This window comes from Microbacterium aurum, from assembly GCF_016907815.1.
Classification (GTDB): Bacteria; Actinomycetota; Actinomycetes; order Actinomycetales; family Microbacteriaceae; genus Microbacterium; species Microbacterium aurum.
On sequence record NZ_JAFBCQ010000001.1, the window covers coordinates 1,153,034 to 1,170,453 of the forward strand.

At 71.5% G+C, this 17,420-nt stretch carries 16 protein-coding genes, 1 tRNA gene and 1 pseudogene; 11 read left to right on the forward strand and 7 right to left on the reverse strand.

Going from position 1 to position 17,420, the window contains the following annotated elements; genetic code table 11:
- Nucleotides 1–255: 255 nt before the first annotated feature.
- The 4 genes and pseudogenes from JOD60_RS05780 (at nt 256) to JOD60_RS05795 (ending at nt 3,938) form a co-directional block, all read left to right on the forward strand.
- Nucleotides 256–864 (forward strand): PadR family transcriptional regulator, encoded by a 609-nt coding sequence (locus JOD60_RS05780; protein ID WP_076689377.1) that lies wholly within the window; start codon nt 256–258, stop codon nt 862–864.
- Nucleotides 865–1,109: 245 nt separating this feature from the next.
- Nucleotides 1,110–1,955, forward strand: a complete 846-nt coding sequence (locus JOD60_RS05785) for a sulfurtransferase (protein WP_076689379.1) — start codon at nt 1,110–1,112, stop codon at nt 1,953–1,955.
- Nucleotides 1,956–2,132: 177 nt separating this feature from the next.
- A pseudogene (locus JOD60_RS05790) lies at nt 2,133–2,912 on the forward strand (L-arabinose isomerase family protein); the annotation flags it as partial.
- A 93-nt stretch (nt 2,913–3,005) separates the two neighbouring features.
- Nucleotides 3,006–3,938: an aldose 1-epimerase family protein gene (locus JOD60_RS05795; protein ID WP_076689381.1), complete on the forward strand. Its 933-nt coding sequence runs from the start codon at nt 3,006–3,008 to the stop codon at nt 3,936–3,938.
- Nucleotides 3,939–4,016: 78 nt separating this feature from the next.
- Here the strand turns inward: JOD60_RS05795 and JOD60_RS05800 are convergent, their stop codons facing one another.
- Both JOD60_RS05800 and JOD60_RS05805 read right to left on the reverse strand, forming a co-directional pair.
- A complete protein-coding gene (locus JOD60_RS05800; RefSeq protein WP_076689383.1) occupies nt 4,017–4,217 on the reverse strand; it encodes a hypothetical protein in 201 nt (66 codons plus the stop codon).
- A gap of 112 nt (nt 4,218–4,329) precedes the next feature.
- A complete protein-coding gene (locus tag JOD60_RS05805; protein ID WP_076689385.1) occupies nt 4,330–5,196 on the reverse strand; it encodes an SDR family NAD(P)-dependent oxidoreductase in 867 nt (288 codons plus the stop codon).
- An 86-nt stretch (nt 5,197–5,282) separates the two neighbouring features.
- Here JOD60_RS05805 and JOD60_RS05810 point away from each other — a divergent pair, with 86 nt between their 5' ends.
- Together JOD60_RS05810 and JOD60_RS05815 are read left to right on the forward strand one after the other, a co-directional pair.
- A complete protein-coding gene (locus JOD60_RS05810) occupies nt 5,283–5,939 on the forward strand; it encodes an asparagine synthase (RefSeq protein WP_076689387.1) in 657 nt (218 codons plus the stop codon).
- A 206-nt stretch (nt 5,940–6,145) separates the two neighbouring features.
- Nucleotides 6,146–6,218: transfer RNA gene (locus tag JOD60_RS05815), tRNA-Arg, on the forward strand.
- Nucleotides 6,219–6,308: 90 nt separating this feature from the next.
- Here the strand turns inward: JOD60_RS05815 and JOD60_RS05820 are convergent.
- Entirely contained in the window at nt 6,309–8,198 is a 1,890-nt protein-coding gene (locus JOD60_RS05820) for an alpha-amylase family protein (protein WP_076689389.1), read from the reverse strand.
- 79 nt (nt 8,199–8,277) lie between these two features.
- On the opposite strand from JOD60_RS05820, the gene JOD60_RS05825 reads away from it, so the two are divergent.
- Nucleotides 8,278–9,759, forward strand: coding sequence for an L-serine ammonia-lyase, iron-sulfur-dependent, subunit alpha (locus JOD60_RS05825; protein WP_076689391.1), 1,482 nt, complete (start codon nt 8,278–8,280; stop codon nt 9,757–9,759).
- Nucleotides 9,760–9,879: 120 nt separating this feature from the next.
- Here JOD60_RS05825 and JOD60_RS05830 read toward each other — a convergent pair whose 3' ends face one another.
- Nucleotides 9,880–10,872, reverse strand: a complete 993-nt coding sequence (locus tag JOD60_RS05830; RefSeq protein WP_076689393.1) for a putative endonuclease domain-containing protein — start codon at nt 10,870–10,872, stop codon at nt 9,880–9,882.
- 269 nt (nt 10,873–11,141) lie between these two features.
- Between JOD60_RS05830 and JOD60_RS05835 the strand changes: the two genes are divergently transcribed.
- The 3 genes from JOD60_RS05835 to JOD60_RS05845 all read left to right on the forward strand — a co-directional run bounded on the left by JOD60_RS05835 (nt 11,142) and on the right by JOD60_RS05845 (nt 13,080).
- Nucleotides 11,142–11,597, forward strand: coding sequence for an Hsp20/alpha crystallin family protein (locus JOD60_RS05835; RefSeq protein ID WP_076689396.1), 456 nt, complete (start codon nt 11,142–11,144; stop codon nt 11,595–11,597).
- Between the two features lie 155 nt (nt 11,598–11,752).
- Entirely contained in the window at nt 11,753–11,938 is a 186-nt protein-coding gene (locus JOD60_RS05840) for a GHKL domain-containing protein (RefSeq protein WP_076689398.1), read from the forward strand.
- Nucleotides 11,939–12,018: 80 nt separating this feature from the next.
- The gene (locus JOD60_RS05845) at nt 12,019–13,080 is read left to right on the forward strand and encodes a DUF2804 domain-containing protein (protein WP_076689400.1); all 1,062 of its coding nucleotides are present in this window, start codon (nt 12,019–12,021) and stop codon (nt 13,078–13,080) included.
- A gap of 18 nt (nt 13,081–13,098) precedes the next feature.
- On the opposite strand, the gene JOD60_RS05850 is transcribed toward JOD60_RS05845, so the two are convergent.
- Nucleotides 13,099–13,554 (reverse strand): MarR family winged helix-turn-helix transcriptional regulator, encoded by a 456-nt coding sequence (locus JOD60_RS05850; RefSeq protein ID WP_076689402.1) that lies wholly within the window; start codon nt 13,552–13,554, stop codon nt 13,099–13,101.
- Nucleotides 13,555–13,640: 86 nt separating this feature from the next.
- On the opposite strand from JOD60_RS05850, the gene JOD60_RS05855 reads away from it, so the two are divergent.
- The gene (locus tag JOD60_RS05855; protein ID WP_076689404.1) at nt 13,641–15,485 is read left to right on the forward strand and encodes a DUF2207 domain-containing protein; all 1,845 of its coding nucleotides are present in this window, start codon (nt 13,641–13,643) and stop codon (nt 15,483–15,485) included.
- A 98-nt stretch (nt 15,486–15,583) separates the two neighbouring features.
- On the opposite strand, the gene JOD60_RS05860 is transcribed toward JOD60_RS05855, so the two are convergent.
- Together JOD60_RS05860 and JOD60_RS05865 are read right to left on the reverse strand one after the other, a co-directional pair.
- Nucleotides 15,584–15,904, reverse strand: coding sequence for a hypothetical protein (locus JOD60_RS05860; RefSeq protein ID WP_076689406.1), 321 nt, complete (start codon nt 15,902–15,904; stop codon nt 15,584–15,586).
- A gap of 4 nt (nt 15,905–15,908) precedes the next feature.
- A complete protein-coding gene (locus JOD60_RS05865) occupies nt 15,909–17,222 on the reverse strand; it encodes an HNH endonuclease signature motif containing protein (RefSeq protein WP_232321708.1) in 1,314 nt (437 codons plus the stop codon).
- Nucleotides 17,223–17,420: the final 198 nt, after the last annotated feature.

The following is a 17,420-nucleotide window of genomic DNA, read 5'->3' on the forward strand; positions in this document are numbered from 1 at the left end:
TCGCGCCCACCTCGCCCCGCCCCTCGCCTTGCCCCCGCGCTCCATCCCGCCGAGTGGGCCCGTTCTCGCCGAGCGGGCCCGTTGCTGCCGGTCGCTAAGCGGCGCACTCGGCGCTAACGGGCGCACTCGGGGCCAGGCCGGCGCCGCAGAAGGGCAGGGCGCGCTCGGCGCGTCGCATGCGCGCACACCATACCGAGTATGCATATACTCGGTAACGCAATACCCGGTATGTATCCACGACCAAGGGAGCGGCGGATGTCGGTACGACAGAGCCTTCTGGCCATCCTCGATCAGGGGCCCTGCTACGGCTACCAGCTGCGCGCGGAGTTCGATCGCCGCACCGGGTCGACCTGGCCACTCAACGTCGGCCAGATCTACAACACGCTCGACCGGCTCGAGCGCGACAGCCTCGTCGAGAAGGGCGACGTCGACGAGCAGGGGCACGTCTATTGGCAGATCACGGATGCCGGTTCGGCCGAGGTCCAGCAGTGGTGGGCAGCGCCGGTCGAGCGGTCGGGCGGAACCCGCGACGAACTCGCGATCAAGCTCGCCGTCGCTGCGACCCTGCCCGGTGTCGATGTCGCCGCCGTCATCCAGACCCAGCGCGCGGCATCGCTGCGCCAGCTGCAGGAGCTCAACCGTGCGAAGTACGCCGGCGCCGGCGTCGACTCTCCCGAAGAGCTCGCGTGGTCGCTCGTCGTCGACTCGATGATCTTCGCCGCGGAGGCCGAGGTGCGCTGGCTCGACCACACCGAGCAGCGCCTCGCGCTGCACCCGCAGCACGCGATGGCGCTCGAGCTGTCGACTGAGAAGCCCAAGCGCGGGCGCCCCGCCCTCGCCGAAGTTGCGGGGTCGGCGACGTGAGCGCGTCCTGCAGCTGATCGGCGACCGGCGTCGCGGCGGGGATCCTGCCGGTTTGGGGCGTCGTCATGGCCGCGCAGGGAGCGGCGGCGCGCGACCCATGCGTGTCCAACTCCTTCGATCCGTCGCGGCCACTGCGCGCGAGCCCCGGAAACGCGCGACCCGGTGCCGGAGCTCGCGCAACATCGAAGGAGTTGCCCACCGCTGCCGCCACGCAACGGCGCGTTGCGCGCGAGTAGCGTAAGGCCATGACCGCTCCCACTCCGCTGATCGCCGTCGCCGAGCTCGCCCAGCTGCGCCTGTCGGACCGCCCGCCGGTCGTGCTCGACGTGCGGTGGCGCCTCGACGAGCCCGACGGCCTGCCGGCGTTCCGCGAAAGCCACCTGCCCGATGCGGTCTACGTGAGCCTCGACGACGAGCTCGCGCGCCACGGCGATCCGGGCGAGGGGCGGCATCCGCTGCCCGACCCCGATGCGTTCCAGGCGTCCGCCCGTCGGTGGGGCATCGACGACGGCGACACGGTCGTGGTTTACGACGACTGGCAGGGGTTCGGATCGGCCCGTGCGTGGTGGATGCTGACGGATGCCGGGGTCGACGCCCGCGTGCTCGACGGCGGCCTCGCCGCCTGGCGCAGCGCCGGACTGCCGCTGTCGACCGGAGACCCGCACACCCCCGAGCCGGGCGACGTGACGCTGCATCCGGGACACCTGCGGCAGCTGAGCATCGACGAGGCCGCCGCGCTCGCGCAGTCGGGCGTGCTGCTCGACGTGCGCGCGCCCGAGCGCTACCGCGGCGACACCGAGCCCATCGACCCGCGCGCGGGGCACATTCCCGGCGCGCGGAACGCGCCGACGGCGCTCAACACCGACAGCGACGGCCGGTTTCTGCACGACTATGCGCTGCGCGAGCGGTTCGAAGCCGCCGGCGTCGACAGGGACACGGAGGTCGGGGTCTACTGCGGGTCGGGTGTCTCGGCCGCGCACGCCGCGCTCGCCCTCACGCTGGCCGGGTACGAGCCCGCCCTGTACGTCGGCTCGTGGAGCCAGTGGTCGAACCACCCCGACCGCCCTGTCGCCACCGGCGCCCGACCCTGATCCGCGCCGGCTGAACCGGCATCCGCCCCACCCGCCCCGGCATCCGCACCCTCGACGAACCGGCATCCGCCCCACCCGCCCCGGCATCCGCACCCTCGACGAACCGGCATCCGCCCCTCTCACTGGCCTCCGCAGCGCGCGCGTGTTATCGTAAACACGATTCGCCCCCGAACGAGGAAGTTCCGCCCCGGCGCCGAGCGCCACCAGTCGCTGCGCGACGGTGCGGCGATCGAGCTCGGGCTGCGGTCGTTCCTGGAGGCGGGTGGCTTCGGCGCCTTCACGACGAGCTTCGAGGACCTCGGCGCCCTCACGCAGCTGCCCGGGCTCGCCGTGCAGCGCCTCATGGCCGAGGGCTACGGGTTCGGCGCTGAGGGCGACTGGAAGACCGCGATCCTCGTGCGCGTCGGGAACGTGATGGGCTCGGGCCTCCCCGGCGGGGCGAGCCTCATGGAGGACGACACCTACGACCTCGCCCCGGGCGACGAGAAGATCCTCGGCGCGCATATGCTCGAGGTCTCGCCGTCGCTGACGACCGCGAAGCCGCGACTCGAGATCCACGCGCTCGGCATCGGCGGCAAGGACGACCCAGTCCGCCTCGTGTTCACCGCCGACCCGGGCCCCGCGCTGGTGGTCGCGATGAGCGACATGCGCGACCGGTTCCGCCTCGTCGCGAACGTCGTCGAGAACGTCGAGGCGCCCGACCTGCCCAAGCTCCCCGTGGGCCGGGCGGTCTGGAAGCCGCAGCCCGACTTCGCGACCTCCGCGTCGTGCTGGCTCGCGGCCGGCGCCGCGCACCACACCGTCATGACGACGGCCGTCGGCATCGAGGTGTTCCGCGACTTCGCCGAGATGGCGCAGACCGAGCTCGTCGTGATCGACGACGACACCACGGTCCGCGGATTCCAGCGCGAGCTCCGCTGGAACCAGGCCTACTACCGCCTGGCTCAGGGGCTGTGACCGACCCCCTCCGGCGTTCGGGGAGCGCGAATGGCTCCTCGACGCGGGGTTTCGGAGCCATTTGCGCTCCCCGATTCACGAGAGAATGAGCGGATGACCACTTCCGGCACCCCCGTCGCCATCCGCTCCGGCGCGTACGAAGCGCACATCGCCTCCATCGGTGCGACGCTGCGCACACTCACCCACGACGGACGCGACCTCATCGTGCCGTTCGACGCCGACGAGGTGCGCCCCGGGTTCCGCGGCGCGACGCTCGCGCCCTGGCCGAACCGCGTCGTCGACGGTCGGTACACGTTCGCGGGGGAGGAGTACCGCCTCTCCCTCACCGAGCCGCAGCGCGGGCACGCCCTGCACGGACTGGTCGCGTGGCTCGATTTCGCGGTCGCAGAGGCGGGGCCGGATGCCGCGACGCTCACCGCCGAGGTGGTGCCGCAGGCCGGCTATCCCTGGCGCGTCCGCGTGGAGGTGACCTACCGGCTCGATGCCGACGGGCTCACCCAGACCGTCGTCGCGACGAACCTGAGCGAGGATGCCGCGCCGTACGGCACCGGCCCTCACCCCTATCTCGTCGCGGGCGCCGCGCCGCTGGACGACTGGACGTTCGAGCTGCCGGCATCCGAGGTCCTCGAAGTGACCGCCGACCGGCTCGCGCCGACCGATCTCGTCGAGGTCGCCGGCTCCGCGCGCTTCGACTGGCGAACGCCTCGCACGCTCGGCGCGGTCGAGATCGACCACGCCTTCACCGGACTGGCCCGCACCGGCGGCGTCGCGGCGGCACGGGTGACCGATCCGTCGGGCACCGGCGTCGAGATGACGTGGGGTGAGGAGCTCCCCTGGGTGCAGATCCACACCGCCGACCAGCCCGACGGCGCCGCGAACCCCGCGCACCGGATCGGCCTGGCCGTCGAGCCGATGACCTGCGCGCCGGACGCGTTCAACGACGACCGCTACGACTTCGGCACGGGCCTCATCGTGCTCGAACCCGGCGCGGCGGCGACGGGATCCTGGCGCATCGCAGCGCTCTGACCCGCTCGGCTGCCCGCGCACGACAGAGCGCCCCGGAGTGTTCTCCGGGGCGCTCCAGCTCGGGGGAAGCGAGGGGGGTCAGTGGTCGCCGCGGATCTCTTCCTTGACCTCGTTGCGGCGCTCGACGGAGTCGCGCTCGGCTTCGGCCTTCTTGACCTCCGCGTCGGCCTTGACCTCGTCGACCTTGTCGTGAACGCGGTCGACGGTGTCCTCGAACCCGTCCTTGATCTTGCGGGCTGCCGTCTCCGCGGCGTCCTTCGCGTCATCGATGAAACCCATGGGTTCGACTCCTTTCATCCAGGTACGCTCGCCACGCTACGGATGCCGACCCTCGCGGGGGAGGGGGTTGTCACCGTCGCCCGCCGGTGCTAGCCGGACGGCGGGGTGTGCCTCAGGAGGCCGGCGTCGTCGTGTCGATCGCGTCGCGGAGCGGCCTGCGCATCGCGGCCCAGTAGTGCACCGGCGTGAGCCGCGTGAGCACGTCGACCACGCGCGCCTCGCGACCGATCATCGTGCGGGCGCGGCGGCGGATCGTGGCGTCGACGATCTTCGCCGCGGCATCCGCCGGCTCGGTGTGGTACATCGCGGCCTGCGCGGCGGCGGCACGGTCGGCGACGGCCGGGTCGATCGCCGCGGCGTAGCGGCCGCGCAGGATGATGCCGGTCTTGACCCCCGCGGGGTACACGGCGCCGACCGACACGCTCGAGCCCTCCAGCTCGTGGCGCAGCGCCTCGGTGAAGCCGCGCACGGCGTACTTGCTCATGGCGTACGGGATGCGCCCGGCGGGAGCGGCGAGGCCGTAGATGGAGACGAGGTGGGTGATGTGCGCGGCGGGGGAGCGGCGCAGCGCCGGGAGCAGCGCCTGCGTGATGTTCACGGTGCCCCAGAGGTTCACGTCCATGAGCCAGCGCATCTCGGCCATCCTCAGCTGATCGATGCTGCCGAGCATCGACGACCCGGCGCACGTGATGAGCCCGGCCAGGCGCGGGTGGGCGGATGCCGCGTCGTCCGCGACCCGGCGGACCGCCGCGTCGTCGGTGAGATCGACGGTATGCAGGGTGATCGGCGGTGCGTACCCACGCGCGACGGCAGGCAGCGCGTCGATGGTGGTGCGGGTGTGCGCGAGGCCGGCGCGGTCGCGGTCGACGAGCGCGACGCCGACGCCGCGGGCGGCGAGCTGGCGCGCGACCTCCGCGCCCATGCCGTGAGCGGCACCCGTCACGACCACCGTGGATCCGGTGAGATCGAGTTTCGGCATCCTCGCCCCTTCTCGCGGTCGGTTCTCCGCTCCCGCCGTCGATTCTCGCCCATGCAGTTCCCTAGGATCGAACGCGAGGGGGTGTCGTGGCTGCGAAGAAGAAACGCGTGCGGACCCGTGATGTCGTCGCGGAGGGCCTGTACATCGCGTCGGCGGCCACCCTGCTGAGCCTGAAGAACACGATTCTCGTGAACATCCTCGCCGAGGGTGAGGACTTCGACCCCGACCGCTACCTCGATGAAGCGCGGGCGGCGCTGATCACGCTGGCCGAAGAGGCCGAAGCGGATGCCGCGCGCACCGAGACCGAGCGCAAGGCGGCGCGCCGCCGGCACAGCGACTCCGACGGCACCCACGACTACCGCAGCCGCGACACGCGCAACCTGCGGCGTCGCCAGTTGCAGTCGCTGCACGTGGCGAGCGAGCTGCGGGCGCGGGCCGAGAACGACGACGAACTGCGCAAGCTCGTCGTCGATGCGCGGGATGCCGCGTGGAGCGAGGTCGCCAAGAACATCGACCGCACGTTGCGCATCGAGGCTGCCCGGCCCGACCTCGATCCGGACTACGAGCGCATGCGCACCGCGCGGATGCAGGCGCTGCGTCTCGTGGACCTGCCGAAGCTGCGCGCGCACCGCCGCAGTGTCGCCGCCCAGCAGGGGCTGCGGGATGCAGGCGTCGAACCGGCCGAGCCCGTCGAGGCGCCGGCCCCCGGCTCCGCCGGCTTCGATCCCGCCGAGCTGGAGTAGGCCTCCCGCCGTTCATCCGCCGTGCGTCGCGTCCGCGTCGGATTCCGAGGAGATGACGGATGCCGAGGACGCGCACCCCGGCATCCGTCCTCGGAATCGTGCAATCTCCTCGGAATCCGCCGCCCTCGTCGCCGCCTGCCCGCCGATTCGTCAGATCCCGGGCCGTCAGGTAGGCTGTTCCTCGGTCTTCCCGCGAGTGAAGACATGCGCCCGTAGCTCAATGGATAGAGCATCTGACTACGGATCAGAAGGTTAGGGGTTCGAGTCCCTTCGGGCGCACACTGTGTTGAGACAGTGAAAAGGCCCCGGTTCGCCGGGGCCTTTGCTGTTCCCCGGCGGCCCGAGCGGGCGCGGCCCCCGCACCCGGCGTCAGACCGGTGTGACCCGCAGCCACACGAACCCGTGCGGCGGGAGGGCGAGGCCGTCGTCGAGGTCCACGTCGTTCGTGTGGACGAGGTCGAACGCGGCGCGCTCGAAGCCCGACAGGGTCAGCGGGTCGATCGACACCTCGGTGTCGCCGACGTTCGCGAGAACGAGGACCCGCGAGGCGGCGCCCGGTCGCTGATACCCGACGACCGACGGGTGCGGGGTGTGGAACGGGATGAGCTCGTTGCCGGCGAACTCGGGCGTGGACTGCCTGACCGAGATGAGCTTCGTCATCCGCCGGTACACCCGCCCGGCCGGAGTCGACGGATCGTCGCGCTGCGCGTACCGGTCGCGAGGCCGGTTGCCGCGGTGCACCCAGCGTGAATCGCCGCGGCGCACCGGGTCGTCGGCGTAGGAGTAGTCGTTCAGCTGCGCGACCTCATCGCCCAGGTACAGCAGCGGCACCCCTCCGGTCGACAGTGCCAGGGCGTGAGCGAGCACGACGCGGTCCTCGCCGCCGGCATCCTGCGCCTCGACGCCCGCCAGCGACGCCGTGGTCCCCGCGACCCGCGCGTCGCCGGTCGCGGGGTTCTCCTGGAACGCGACTCCGCGCGCGAAGGAGCCCTCGTGACGGCCGGTGTAGAAGCGGTTCAGGAACTGCCGGTGCCGGTAGCCGTCGATGCCGAGCTCGGCGGCATCCTCGTCGGCGAACGTCCACCCGATGTCGTCGTGGCTGCGGACGTAGTTCACCCACGCCGTGCCCGCCGGCAACGCATGCCGGCGGTCGAGCGCCTGCTGCAGCATCCGCCCGTCGCGCGTCGCGAGCGCCTCCCACGTCAGCGCCATCTGCAGCGGGTTGTACGACAGCTCGCACTCGTCGGGCGAGATGTAGCTCACGACCTCATCGGGGTGGACGATCGCCTCCGACTTGAAGATCATCCCCGGCGCGGCCATCGCGAGCACCGCGTTGAATGCCTGCAGCAGCAGGTGCGCCTCCGGCAGCGACTCGCACGCGGTGCCCAGGCGCTTCCAGATGAAGGCGACGGCATCCATCCGCAGCACCTCGACGCCCTGGTTCGCCAGGAACAGCATCTCGCCGGCCATGGCGCGGAACACCGCGGGGTTCGCGTAGTTGAGGTCCCATTGGTAGTGGTAGAACGTCGACCAGATCCAGCGCCCGTCCGCGAGCTGCACGAACGAGCCGGGGTGGTCGTCGGGGAAGATCTCGCGCGTCGTCTGCTCGTAGGCGTCGGGCATCTGCCGATCGGGGAAGATCAGGTAGAAGTCCTCGTACTCCGCATCTCCCGCGACCGCCTTCTGCGCCCACTCGTGCTCGCTGCTGGTGTGGTTGAAGATGAAGTCGAGCACCAGCGAGATGCCCGCGAGTCGCAGCTCAGCGGCGAGCTCCGCGAGCTGCGCCATGGTCCCGAGGCTCGGATTGACCCGCCGGTAGCTCGACACCGCGTAACCGCCGTCGTTGTCCCCGTCGGGAGCGTCGAACAGCGGCATCAGGTGCAGATAGGTGAGCCCCAGCTCGCGGAAGTACGGGATCTGATCGCGGATGCCGGCGAGGTTTCCGGCGTACCGGTCGACGTAGCAGACACCGCCCAGCATCCGCTCGGACTGGAACCATTCCGGGTCGGCGGTGCGCTGACCGTCGCGGACCTTGAGGTCGAGGGGCCGCGCGTTCCACGAGGCGGATGCCGCGGCCACCGTCGCGGCGAGCTGCTCGCTGCCGTCGGGACGGTCGCCGTACAACTGCGTGAACAGCGCGTGCAGGCGCGGGAACTGCGCGTCGAAGCGGGCGAGGAACGCCTCGTCGACCCGACCGGCCGCCTCGGCGGCCTCCAGCGCGGTGGTGCGATCGGCATTCGGCGTCGACAGCGCGGTCATCGTGCTCCTTCCGATCCACTCAGCCTACGCGGGGCGCCGACCCGGCGCTGTGGCGGCGACCGCGGCGTAGGCTCGAAGGATGAGCGCCTACGTCTCGGCGTTCGAGCTGTTCTCCATCGGCGTAGGACCCTCGAGCTCCCACACGGTCGGCCCGCTGCGGGCGGCCCGCGACTTCGCGCGCCGCGCGGCCGCCATCGACGGGGTCGCCCGGGTGACGTGCACGCTGTACGGATCGCTCGGCGCGACCGGCATCGGGCACGGCACGCCGGATGCCGTCGTCGCCGGCCTGCAGGGCCACGAACCCGAGACGGTGGATCCCGCCGACGTGCGCGCCGCGTGGACGACCTGGAACGATGGCGACGCCCTGCTGCTCGACGGCCGCATCCCGGTGCCGTTCGCCCGGGCCGACATCTCCTTCGCCCCGCGCACGCGCCTGCCGGGCCACCCCAACGCGATGACCCTCCGCGCGCTCGATGCGGCGGGCGGGGTGCTCGTCGAGGAGACGTACTACTCGATCGGCGGCGGCTTCATCCGGCGGGAAGGCGAGGACGCGGCGGTGGCCGCGGCATCCGCCCCGTTCCCCTTCGCCACGGCGGCGCAGCTGCTAGACGTGTGCGACGAGCACGGCCTCACGATCGCGGAGGTCGCGCGGTGCAACGAGGAGGCGCTGCGCCCGGAGGTCGAGGTCGCCGCCGGCCTCGATGCCATCTGGGATGCGATGGCCGCCTGCGTCGACGCGGGCCTGCACGCCGACGGCGTGCTCCCCGGGATGCTGAAGGTGAAGCGGCGGGCCGGCGCGATCCGCGCGCAGCTCGACGCGGCCTCGGCCGGCGGCGGACGGGAGCTGCCGGGGGAGTGGCTGGGCGCGTTCGCGCTCGCCGTCAACGAGGAGAACGCCGCGGGTGGTCGCGTCGTGACCGCCCCGACCAACGGCGCCGCCGGCATCCTGCCCGCCGTCGCGATGTACTGGTGGCGCTTCCTGGCCGACTCGGGCCTCGGCGCCGAGAACGCCGTCACTCCGTACGGCGAGCTGGTGGGCTCGGCGCTGCTCGGGCTGCACGGGGCCGACCCCGTCGCGGCGGATGCCGGGGTCGCGGCATCCGTCGCCGAGGCGAATCGTCGCCGCGGCATCCGCCGGTTCCTGCTGACGGCGACGGCGCTCGGGTCGCTGTTCAAGGCGAACGCATCGATCTCGGGGGCCGAAGGCGGCTGCCAGGCCGAGGTCGGGTCGGCCTGCGCGATGGCGGCGGGCGGACTCACGGCCGTCATGGGCGGCACCAACCGGCAGATCGAGAACGCCGCCGAGATCGCGATGGAGCACCACCTGGGCCTCACGTGCGACCCCGTCGGCGGGCTGGTGCAGATCCCCTGCATCGAGCGCAACGCCATCGCCGCCTCGACCGCCGTGACCGCCGCGCGGCTCGCCCTGCGGGGCGACGGCAGCCACTACGTGCCGCTCGACGCCGTCGTCGAGACGATGCGCCAGACCGGGATCGACATGTCCACGAAGTACAAGGAGACCAGCGAGGGCGGTCTCGCGGTCAACGTCGTGGAGTGCTGACGCTGCATCCCTTCTCTTGGGCGCGCGGGTGCGATGTGTGGGCGCATCTGGTCGCTATCGCGCCCTGTAGGGGCAATCTGCGCCAACAGCTTGCGCGAGGGGCCCTGTTCAGGGGCTTCTTCAGCTCTCCCAGCCATGGCGGCGCAGCGCGGCGGCGACGAGGGTCGCCGCCGTCCCGCCCCGTACGCGGCCGCCCGTGACGCGGATCACCTCCCAGTTCTCAGCTGCGAAGGCGGCGAGACGCTCGATGTCGCGGTTCCACTGCCGTCTGCTTGTCCGGTGGTGGTCGCCCTCGATCTCGACGAGGACTCGGTAGCGCCGATGTACGCCGTCGGCGATGCCGAGCAAGTGGCCCTTGGCATCGCGGATCTCGACGTCGAGTTCCATCTCGGGCAGCCCCGCCGCGGCGGCGTCAAGCCGGTACTCCGTCTCGAGCCGTGAGAAGCTGCCGACCCGCACGTCGGCGAGTGCCGCCTGCAGAATGCGGCGATGCCGACGTTGCGGCTCGGATGCTGCGGCGCGCAGCCTTTCGGGTGTCGTGAGCTGGTCTCGTGGTCGCGGCCTCCCGCCGGGGCCGCGCGGGATCCGCACGAAGTAGTCACCGAGGATGACGAGCCAGCGCCCATCGAGCTCGCCGCCGAGCAGGGCCCAGGTCGATGCGGGACTTGCGACCCGCAGCCCGTCCCGCACGCGCGTCGTGACCAGGTGCGGCCGCACCTGGCGGGCGCGGACACCCCGGCCGCGCGGCGCTCGATGTGGGTATACCGTGCCGACCTCGAGGTCGGCTTCGGGGTCGAAGTCGTCGGGGAGCGGTGCTCCCCACAGTGCGGCGGCCGTGAGCCCGATGAAGAATGCATGCGCTCCCATGACCTCCGCATAGGCACGAGCGCGGTGCTGCAGCCGCGCGCGCTTCTCCTCGTCGGGAGTGCGCGGCAGCTCGATACCCTCCCCGGAATCCTTCGCGGCGTCGGGATGCGCAAGACGCGCACCGTGGAACGGGCGCTCGAGGTCTCGAGTGCGCAGCCGACCGGGCGAGACGCCCGCGGCGAGCGCTCGGGCGCGCCCGAATGCGTCACCGAGGTGAGGGGGCAGCGGTCGAGGGTGTCGCGGCATCCGCCCAGGATCGCGGGTGGATGCCTTCGCTTGGGGCTCTCTGCCCCGGATCCGTGGAGAAGTCGCCAGGCCTGCCTTCTGGGGAGGAGGAGTTGTCGGCCGTGTGATGTGTGGGCGCATCTGGTCGCTGACCGCGGCGATGACGACGATCTGCGCCATCACGTTCGCCGCCCCGCGAACGGTTGGCACTCTCACCATGAGAGTGCTAATCTGAACCTACTTGAGTCAACTGGGCTCAACTTCAGACCAGACAGACAAAGGAGAGAACAATGGCCACGTACGACCCGTTCCGTGACCTCGACCGCCTCGCGTCGAGCCTCTTCGAGACGCGCCGCGGCCCGCGCCGCATGCCGATGGACCTCTACCGCGACGGCGACCACTACGTCCTGAGCGCCGACCTGCCGGGCATCGACCCGGGCTCGGTCGACATCGACGTGGACGGCCAGCTGCTCACAATCCGCGCCGAGCGCACCCTCAGCGAGGGCGAGGGCGTCAAGTGGATCACGCGCGAGCGTGAGACCGCGAGCTTCCTGCGCCAGCTGAACCTCGGCCAGGGCATCGACACCGACGGCATCGCCGCGACCTACAGCAACGGCGTCCTGACCGTCACGATCCCCGTGAGCGAGAAGGCCAAGCCCCGCAAGGTGCAGGTGGTGGCGGATGCCGCGGCCCCGACCATACAGGCCCACGAGAGCACCCAGGAGCCGCAGCCCGTCGAGCAGTGAGCCGCCGGCGCAGCCGAGAGCTACCCCGGCGAGAGCCACCGGAGAACCGCCCCGAGTCCACCCGGACTCGGGGCGGTTCTCGTGTGTGCGGGACCCGTCCACGCCTCGCCCGCGACAGAACATGCGCCGGAATCGACCGATCGTGCATCCGGCCGATGCCGCTCGCGGGCCCGGTGGAACGCTCGAAGAGCACCACCTGCCGCACCTGCGCGCACCGGCGCCACGGGTACGGGCTGCGCAACATCGAGACGGCGGCGCTGGCGTACAACGGCACCGTGACGGTGAGCGCGGACGACCGGTGGTTCTCGCTGCGGGTGCTCTTCCCGCAGCAGGATGCGTAGGCCTCCCCGCCATCCGCATAGCTGACGGATAGAATCGGCGCACCAGCACTCCCCGTCACGGACCGTCAGCAAGGATGCCGATGACCGACCCCTCCGCCGCGCCCAGTCCGCGGCCGGCGGGCACGCAGCCCGCCGCACTGCACGAGACCGAGCTGACCGCTCCGGTCTCGCTCACCCTGCCCAGCGGTCGGCTCAACCCGGCATCCATCGGCTTCGCGCGCTCGCCGCTGGTCGACACGTCGGGCATCGGGGGACGGCACGGCTGGGGGCGCAACAAGCGCTGGGAGTACTGGAACGTCATGACGCCCGCGCACATCGTGGCGCTGACGGTGTCGTCGCTGGATTATGCCGCAGTGCACGAGGTGTGGATCTTCGACCGGGCGACCGCGCAGACGTGGGGGCGCACCGCGACGGTGATCCCGGTGCGCGACGTGGCGCTTCCCGGCACCCTGGCCGGCGGCATCGCGATAGCCCGCGCGAAGGACCTCGCCGTGACCGTCACCCCCGCCGACGGCGGGCAGGTGTGGCGCCTGCACGCGGAGATCCCCGGGGCGGCGTTCGACATCACCGTGGCCCGTCCCGCCGACCACGACTGCCTCGCGGTGGTCGTGCCGTGGTCGCCGCGGCTGTTCCAGTACACCGTGAAGGACGTCGCGCTGCCGGCATCCGGCACTCTCACGCTGGACGGTATCCGCCACGAGGTCCCCGCCGGATCGTGGGCGGTGCTGGACCACGGGCGCGGACGCTGGCCGTACGACATCGCGTGGAACTGGGGCGCCGGATCGGGCGTGCTCGCCGACGGCCGGACGATCGGGATCCAGGTCGGCGGGCGCTGGACCGACGGCACCGGCGCCACCGAGAACGGGGTCGTCGTCGCCGGAGTGCTGCACAAGATCTCGGAGCCCGTGCAATGGACGTACGACCTCGGCGATCCGCTGCGCCCCTGGCAGGTCGCCGGTGGGGGTCTCGACGCCACCTTCACGCCGTTCTACGACAAGCGTTCGGCGATGAACCTGGGCGTCGTCGCGTCGCGCACCGACCAGTGCTTCGGCGCGTGGGCGGGCACGTTCCGGACGGATGCCGGGGTCATCGCGTTCAACGGCATCGAGGGTTTCGCCGAGGACGTCCACAACCGGTGGTGACGCGCACCGGCGGGCGCCTTACGGGGTTGTCGCGCCGCCGGGGGCGTCCGCGCCGCGGAGCTTGCTCGTCAGGGCCTGCAGCTGTGCGAGCTCCGCGTCGGTGAGCACCGACATGCGTTCTGCGATCGAGCGACCGTGGGTCGTGGCGACCCGGCGGAAGGCGGCGAGCCCGGTGTCGGTCGCGCGGACGATCGCGCCTCGGCCGTCCTGCGGGTCGGGCCACTTGCTGATGAGACCCCGTGCGACCATTCGGTCGACGAGCCGCGAGACGCTCGGCTGGCTGATGAGCATGTTGGCGGTCACGTCGCGCAGGCGCGCGGCGTGGTCGTCGCCCCGCGTCACCGTCAACAGGACGTCGTACTCGGCCTGCGTCAGATCGTCCTCGCAGAAGTCGCCGCTGATCTCGTGGAGCACCTCGTGCTGCGCGCGGAACAGGCTCTCCCACGCGGCGATGGCGAGGCGGCGGTCGGTCATGGATGCCACTGTAGCCCCGCTGTCGTCCCCATCCGGACCGGCGCGACGGGCGGCACCCGGCCGGGCGCACACCTAGGGTGAAGCGCATGAGGCGGGAGCGAATCGGGGCGGCGATCGTATTCGGGCTGATGCTGGTGCTCCTCGCGGGCGCGCCGGCCGCGGCATCCGTCGTCACCGTGGCGGCCGCAGGCTCGGTCGTCGTGCCGGCCGCGGCATCCGTCGTCTCGGCCGACGTCGACGACTTCACGTTCGAATCGATGACGGCCGACTACACGCTCACCCGTGCCGATGACGGCACGAGCCGGCTCGAGGTCGTCGAGCGGATCGTCGCGGTGTTCCCGGAGACCGATCAGAACCGCGGCATCCGCCGGGCGATCCCCGACACCTACAAGGGTCAGCCGCTGCGGCCCGAGCTCGTGTCGGTGACCGACGGCGAGGGCGCGCCGCGGCCCGCGGAGGTCGAGGACGTCGACGGCGAGTTCTCGGTGGTCTCCCGCGCCGACGACTACCTGCACGGGCCGCAGACCTTCGTCATCACCTACACGCTCGAGAACGTGATGTGGAACTTCCCCGACACCGGCCTGGAGTTCTCTTGGGATGTCAACGGTGTCGACTGGGCGCAGCCGTTCGGAACGGTGACGGCGCGCCTGCACCTCGCTCCCGCTCTCGCCGCGCAGCTGACCGGGCGGATGGCGTGCTACCAGGGCGCGCAGGACGCCACCGACCCGTGCGCGTCGATCACCCAGACCCAGGATGCCGACGGCACCGCCGTCATCACCGCGCTCGCGACCGGCCTCCAGCCGTACCAGACCCTCACGATGGCGGTGGGGTTCGCGCCGGACACGTTCACGCTGTTCGACACCGGATACTTCGCCTCGCCGTTCGGATGGGTGCAGGCGCTCGCCGGACTGGGAGCGGTGGGGGCCGGCGTCGTCGCGGTTCGGGCGCGGCGGCGGCAGCTGGCCGACGAGCCGGGACGGCCGACGATCATCGCGGAGTACGAGCCGCCACGGGCGATCGACGCGCTGGAGAGCGCGGTGCTGCTCGGCCACACGACGAAGGCGATCCCGGCGGAGGTGCTGGAGCAGGCGGTCGCTGGCTCGATCCGGATCATCGAGGGCGAGAAGGGAATGTGGGGCAAGGCGAAGCTCACGGCGGAGCTCGTGGACGCCTCCCGGGCAGACGGTGACGGGCGGATGCTGCTCGACGGACTCTTCCCGAAGGGCGTGCCGGGGGAGCAGTACACCTTCGGCACGCAGGACACCCGGCTGTCGAAGGTGGCGCAAGGGATTCTCGCGGCGGCGGCGACCGAGCTGCAGACGCGCGGGCTGCGGCGTCCCGTGCGGGCAGCGGTGCGGGTGTGGCCGATCACGATCGCCGTCGTGGCAGCGGCGGCAGCGGTGGCGCTCGGTTTCGTCGCGATCGGCGCGGGCACGAACGCCGTGGTGCCGCTCATCGTGATGGGGCTGTCGGTCGTGGTGGCGATCGCCGTGATCGGGATGTGTTCGCGAAAGCCGTTGACCGCGCGGGGTGCGGAGACGCGCGATCATCTGCTCGGGCTGAAGGAGTTCATCGCGTGGGCCGAAGCCGACCGCATCCGCATGCTGCAGTCGCCGTCGGGAGCGGAGCGGGTGCCGGTGGACGTCGACGACCCGCGGCAGAAGCTCGCGCTGTACGAGAAGCTGCTGCCGTACGCGGTGGTCTTCGGGCAGGAGAAGGAGTGGTCGCGGCAGCTCGCGGTGCTCTACACCGCGGTCGGCGCGACCGGCCCGTACTGGTATTACGGCACGGGCGCGTTCGACGCGTCGTCGTTCTCGTCGGGGATCGGGTCACTGTCGGCGGCGGCGTCATCGTCATCGTCGACGGGCGGGTCTTCGGGCGGCGGGTCGGCCGGTGGCGGCGGTGGCGGTGGTGGGGGCGGCGGGGTCTGAGGCCCCCTGGGTCGTTGAGCGAGGAGTGCCCCGGGTCAGCGACCACCCCGGTCGTTGAGCGAGGAGCGCAGCGACGAGACGAAACGCCCCGAGCCCGCTCAGAGGTACTGACCCCCGGAGCCCTCCAGAATGCCCCGCAGCGTCTCGCGCGACACCTCGTCGCGCTCGCCGTCGACCCACTCGTGCAGCGTCAGCGGGAGCCCCAGCTCGTCGAGGTAGGCGATCGTCTTCTCGAGCCGGGGGACGACGTCGATGTGGTCGTTGCCGAACAGCGCCGCCGTGTAGACGGGTTCGTGGGCCAGGATGCTGCGGCGCAGCTCGCCCGAGGAACGCCCGGTGATGCGGTACAGCGCCTGCAGCACCACGCTTGGCAGGTCGGGGGCGTCGTTCAGGGTGACGGAGAGCGCGTTGTCGTGCATGCGTTCATTGTCTCCCGCGGCGTCGATCAGAACGGTGCCGGTGCGAAAGTGAGGGTGCGCGCAGGGCGATCGTCGTAGACCCGGCCGAGGGGCTGGTCCATTCGAGGATGCCGTCGGGACGCTGTCGGACGCGCCACGCGGAGTGGTGTTTGAGCAGGTGATGTCGTCGGCAGAAGTGGCCGAGGTTCCATACCGTGGTGGGTCCGTCGTGCGCGCGGGCGATCGTGTGGTCGACGTCGCACCGGTCGGTGGGTTGCCGGCATCCGGGGAAACGGCAGTGTTCGTCGCGTGCTTTCAGCATCCGCCGCTGGGCTTCGCTGGGTCGGTAGCGGTCGACGAGCTGCAGGGCGCTGGTATCGGGGTCGGTGAACAGTCGATCCCAGCCGGGCGCGTCGGCGGCAAGGCACCGCGCGGTCGCGGCGCCGATCGGGCCGTAGCCGGAGAGGTGCGCGGGCTCGTCGTCGTCGCCGATCAGGGAGCGTACCGGGATGGTGACCTGGATGCGAGCGCGGACGGGAGAGGTGCTCTCGGGGGCGGCGGCAGGCTGACCGGTGAGCAGGAGGTCGCACGCGACATCGGCGCGGACCTGGTCGAGGGTCCGTCGGTCGGGCGTCGGCTCGGCCTCGAGCCCGTCGAGCTGGTCGCCGGTGTCGGGGTGCCGTTCGGCGTCGAGGATCGACGTGGCGAATTGGGTCGCCCGGTCGTAGATGCCGTGGATGAGGTGCGCGGGCCCGATGAGGCCGAGCTCCGCCATGCCGTCGTCGAGCGTGGTCGTCCACAGCCGACGCTCACGGCGCGCCGCGCGGTGGCGCTCGTCGAGCGGGAGCGGGTGGAACCGATCGGCGAGGCGACGTGCGGCGGGGCGCAGGCGACCCGGGGTCTCGGTCGCGGCGAGGGGGATGACGGCGGCTTCGTATGCGGCACGCGCGTCGTTGTCGGCGATGGGGAGGCCGGCGTCGGCGATGACCGTGGCATGGGCCCGGCTGATCCGTCCGTCGCTGAGCGCCGCGAGCGTCGCGGGGAAGAGTTCGACGAGGATGGCGGCGTCGCTCATGCGCGTCTGGACGGTGCGGTCGGACTGGACGGTGGCGGCGCCGATCTCGGCGGCGATGGAGCGCAGTGGGATGTCGCCGGGACGGTCGGGGTGCGCGCTCGGCGCGTCCATGCGCTCGAGGGCGAGGCCTTGGGCATCGCGGAGCAGCTCTGCCTCTTCAGCCTGAAGTCTCGCGATCTGGCGTCGCCGTTCGACGATGCCGTCGACGAGCGCGGTGAGGCGCGCGCGATACTGCGGCGTCTCGGGTTCGTCGAAGGCTTTCATACCTTCGATTCTGCCGAGGGGTTCCGACATTGGAGGCGGACGATTTCCCGGTCAAACGGGAAAACTGTGGATAACGCATCGAGACTGCCGGTTGGGGAGAGAGCGATGAAGCACGGGCAAGAGTAAGGGCCGGTCGGAGAGGCTTCCGACCGGCCCTTGTCCCTTGCACCAAGAGTGTCCTGCAATCACATGTCGGTA

Coding starts and splice junctions, on each gene's coding strand:
- JOD60_RS05845 (WP_076689400.1), top strand. CDS start 12,019: ATGACCGACCCCTCCGCCGCGCCCAGTCCGCGGCCGGCGGGCACGCAG.
- JOD60_RS05850 (WP_076689402.1), bottom strand. CDS start 13,554: ATGACCGACCGCCGCCTCGCCATCGCCGCGTGGGAGAGCCTGTTCCGC.
- JOD60_RS05780 (WP_076689377.1), top strand. CDS start 256: ATGTCGGTACGACAGAGCCTTCTGGCCATCCTCGATCAGGGGCCCTGC.
- JOD60_RS05865 (WP_232321708.1), bottom strand. CDS start 17,222: ATGAAAGCCTTCGACGAACCCGAGACGCCGCAGTATCGCGCGCGCCTC.
- JOD60_RS05785 (WP_076689379.1), top strand. CDS start 1,110: ATGACCGCTCCCACTCCGCTGATCGCCGTCGCCGAGCTCGCCCAGCTG.
- JOD60_RS05840 (WP_076689398.1), top strand. CDS start 11,753: ATGCCGCTCGCGGGCCCGGTGGAACGCTCGAAGAGCACCACCTGCCGC.
- JOD60_RS05820 (WP_076689389.1), bottom strand. CDS start 8,198: ATGACCGCGCTGTCGACGCCGAATGCCGATCGCACCACCGCGCTGGAG.
- JOD60_RS05800 (WP_076689383.1), bottom strand. CDS start 4,217: ATGGGTTTCATCGATGACGCGAAGGACGCCGCGGAGACGGCAGCCCGC.
- JOD60_RS05830 (WP_076689393.1), bottom strand. CDS start 10,872: ATGCCGCGACACCCTCGACCGCTGCCCCCTCACCTCGGTGACGCATTC.
- JOD60_RS05860 (WP_076689406.1), bottom strand. CDS start 15,904: ATGCACGACAACGCGCTCTCCGTCACCCTGAACGACGCCCCCGACCTG.
- JOD60_RS05795 (WP_076689381.1), top strand. CDS start 3,006: ATGACCACTTCCGGCACCCCCGTCGCCATCCGCTCCGGCGCGTACGAA.
- JOD60_RS05825 (WP_076689391.1), top strand. CDS start 8,278: ATGAGCGCCTACGTCTCGGCGTTCGAGCTGTTCTCCATCGGCGTAGGA.
- JOD60_RS05835 (WP_076689396.1), top strand. CDS start 11,142: ATGGCCACGTACGACCCGTTCCGTGACCTCGACCGCCTCGCGTCGAGC.
- JOD60_RS05855 (WP_076689404.1), top strand. CDS start 13,641: ATGAGGCGGGAGCGAATCGGGGCGGCGATCGTATTCGGGCTGATGCTG.
- JOD60_RS05805 (WP_076689385.1), bottom strand. CDS start 5,196: ATGCCGAAACTCGATCTCACCGGATCCACGGTGGTCGTGACGGGTGCC.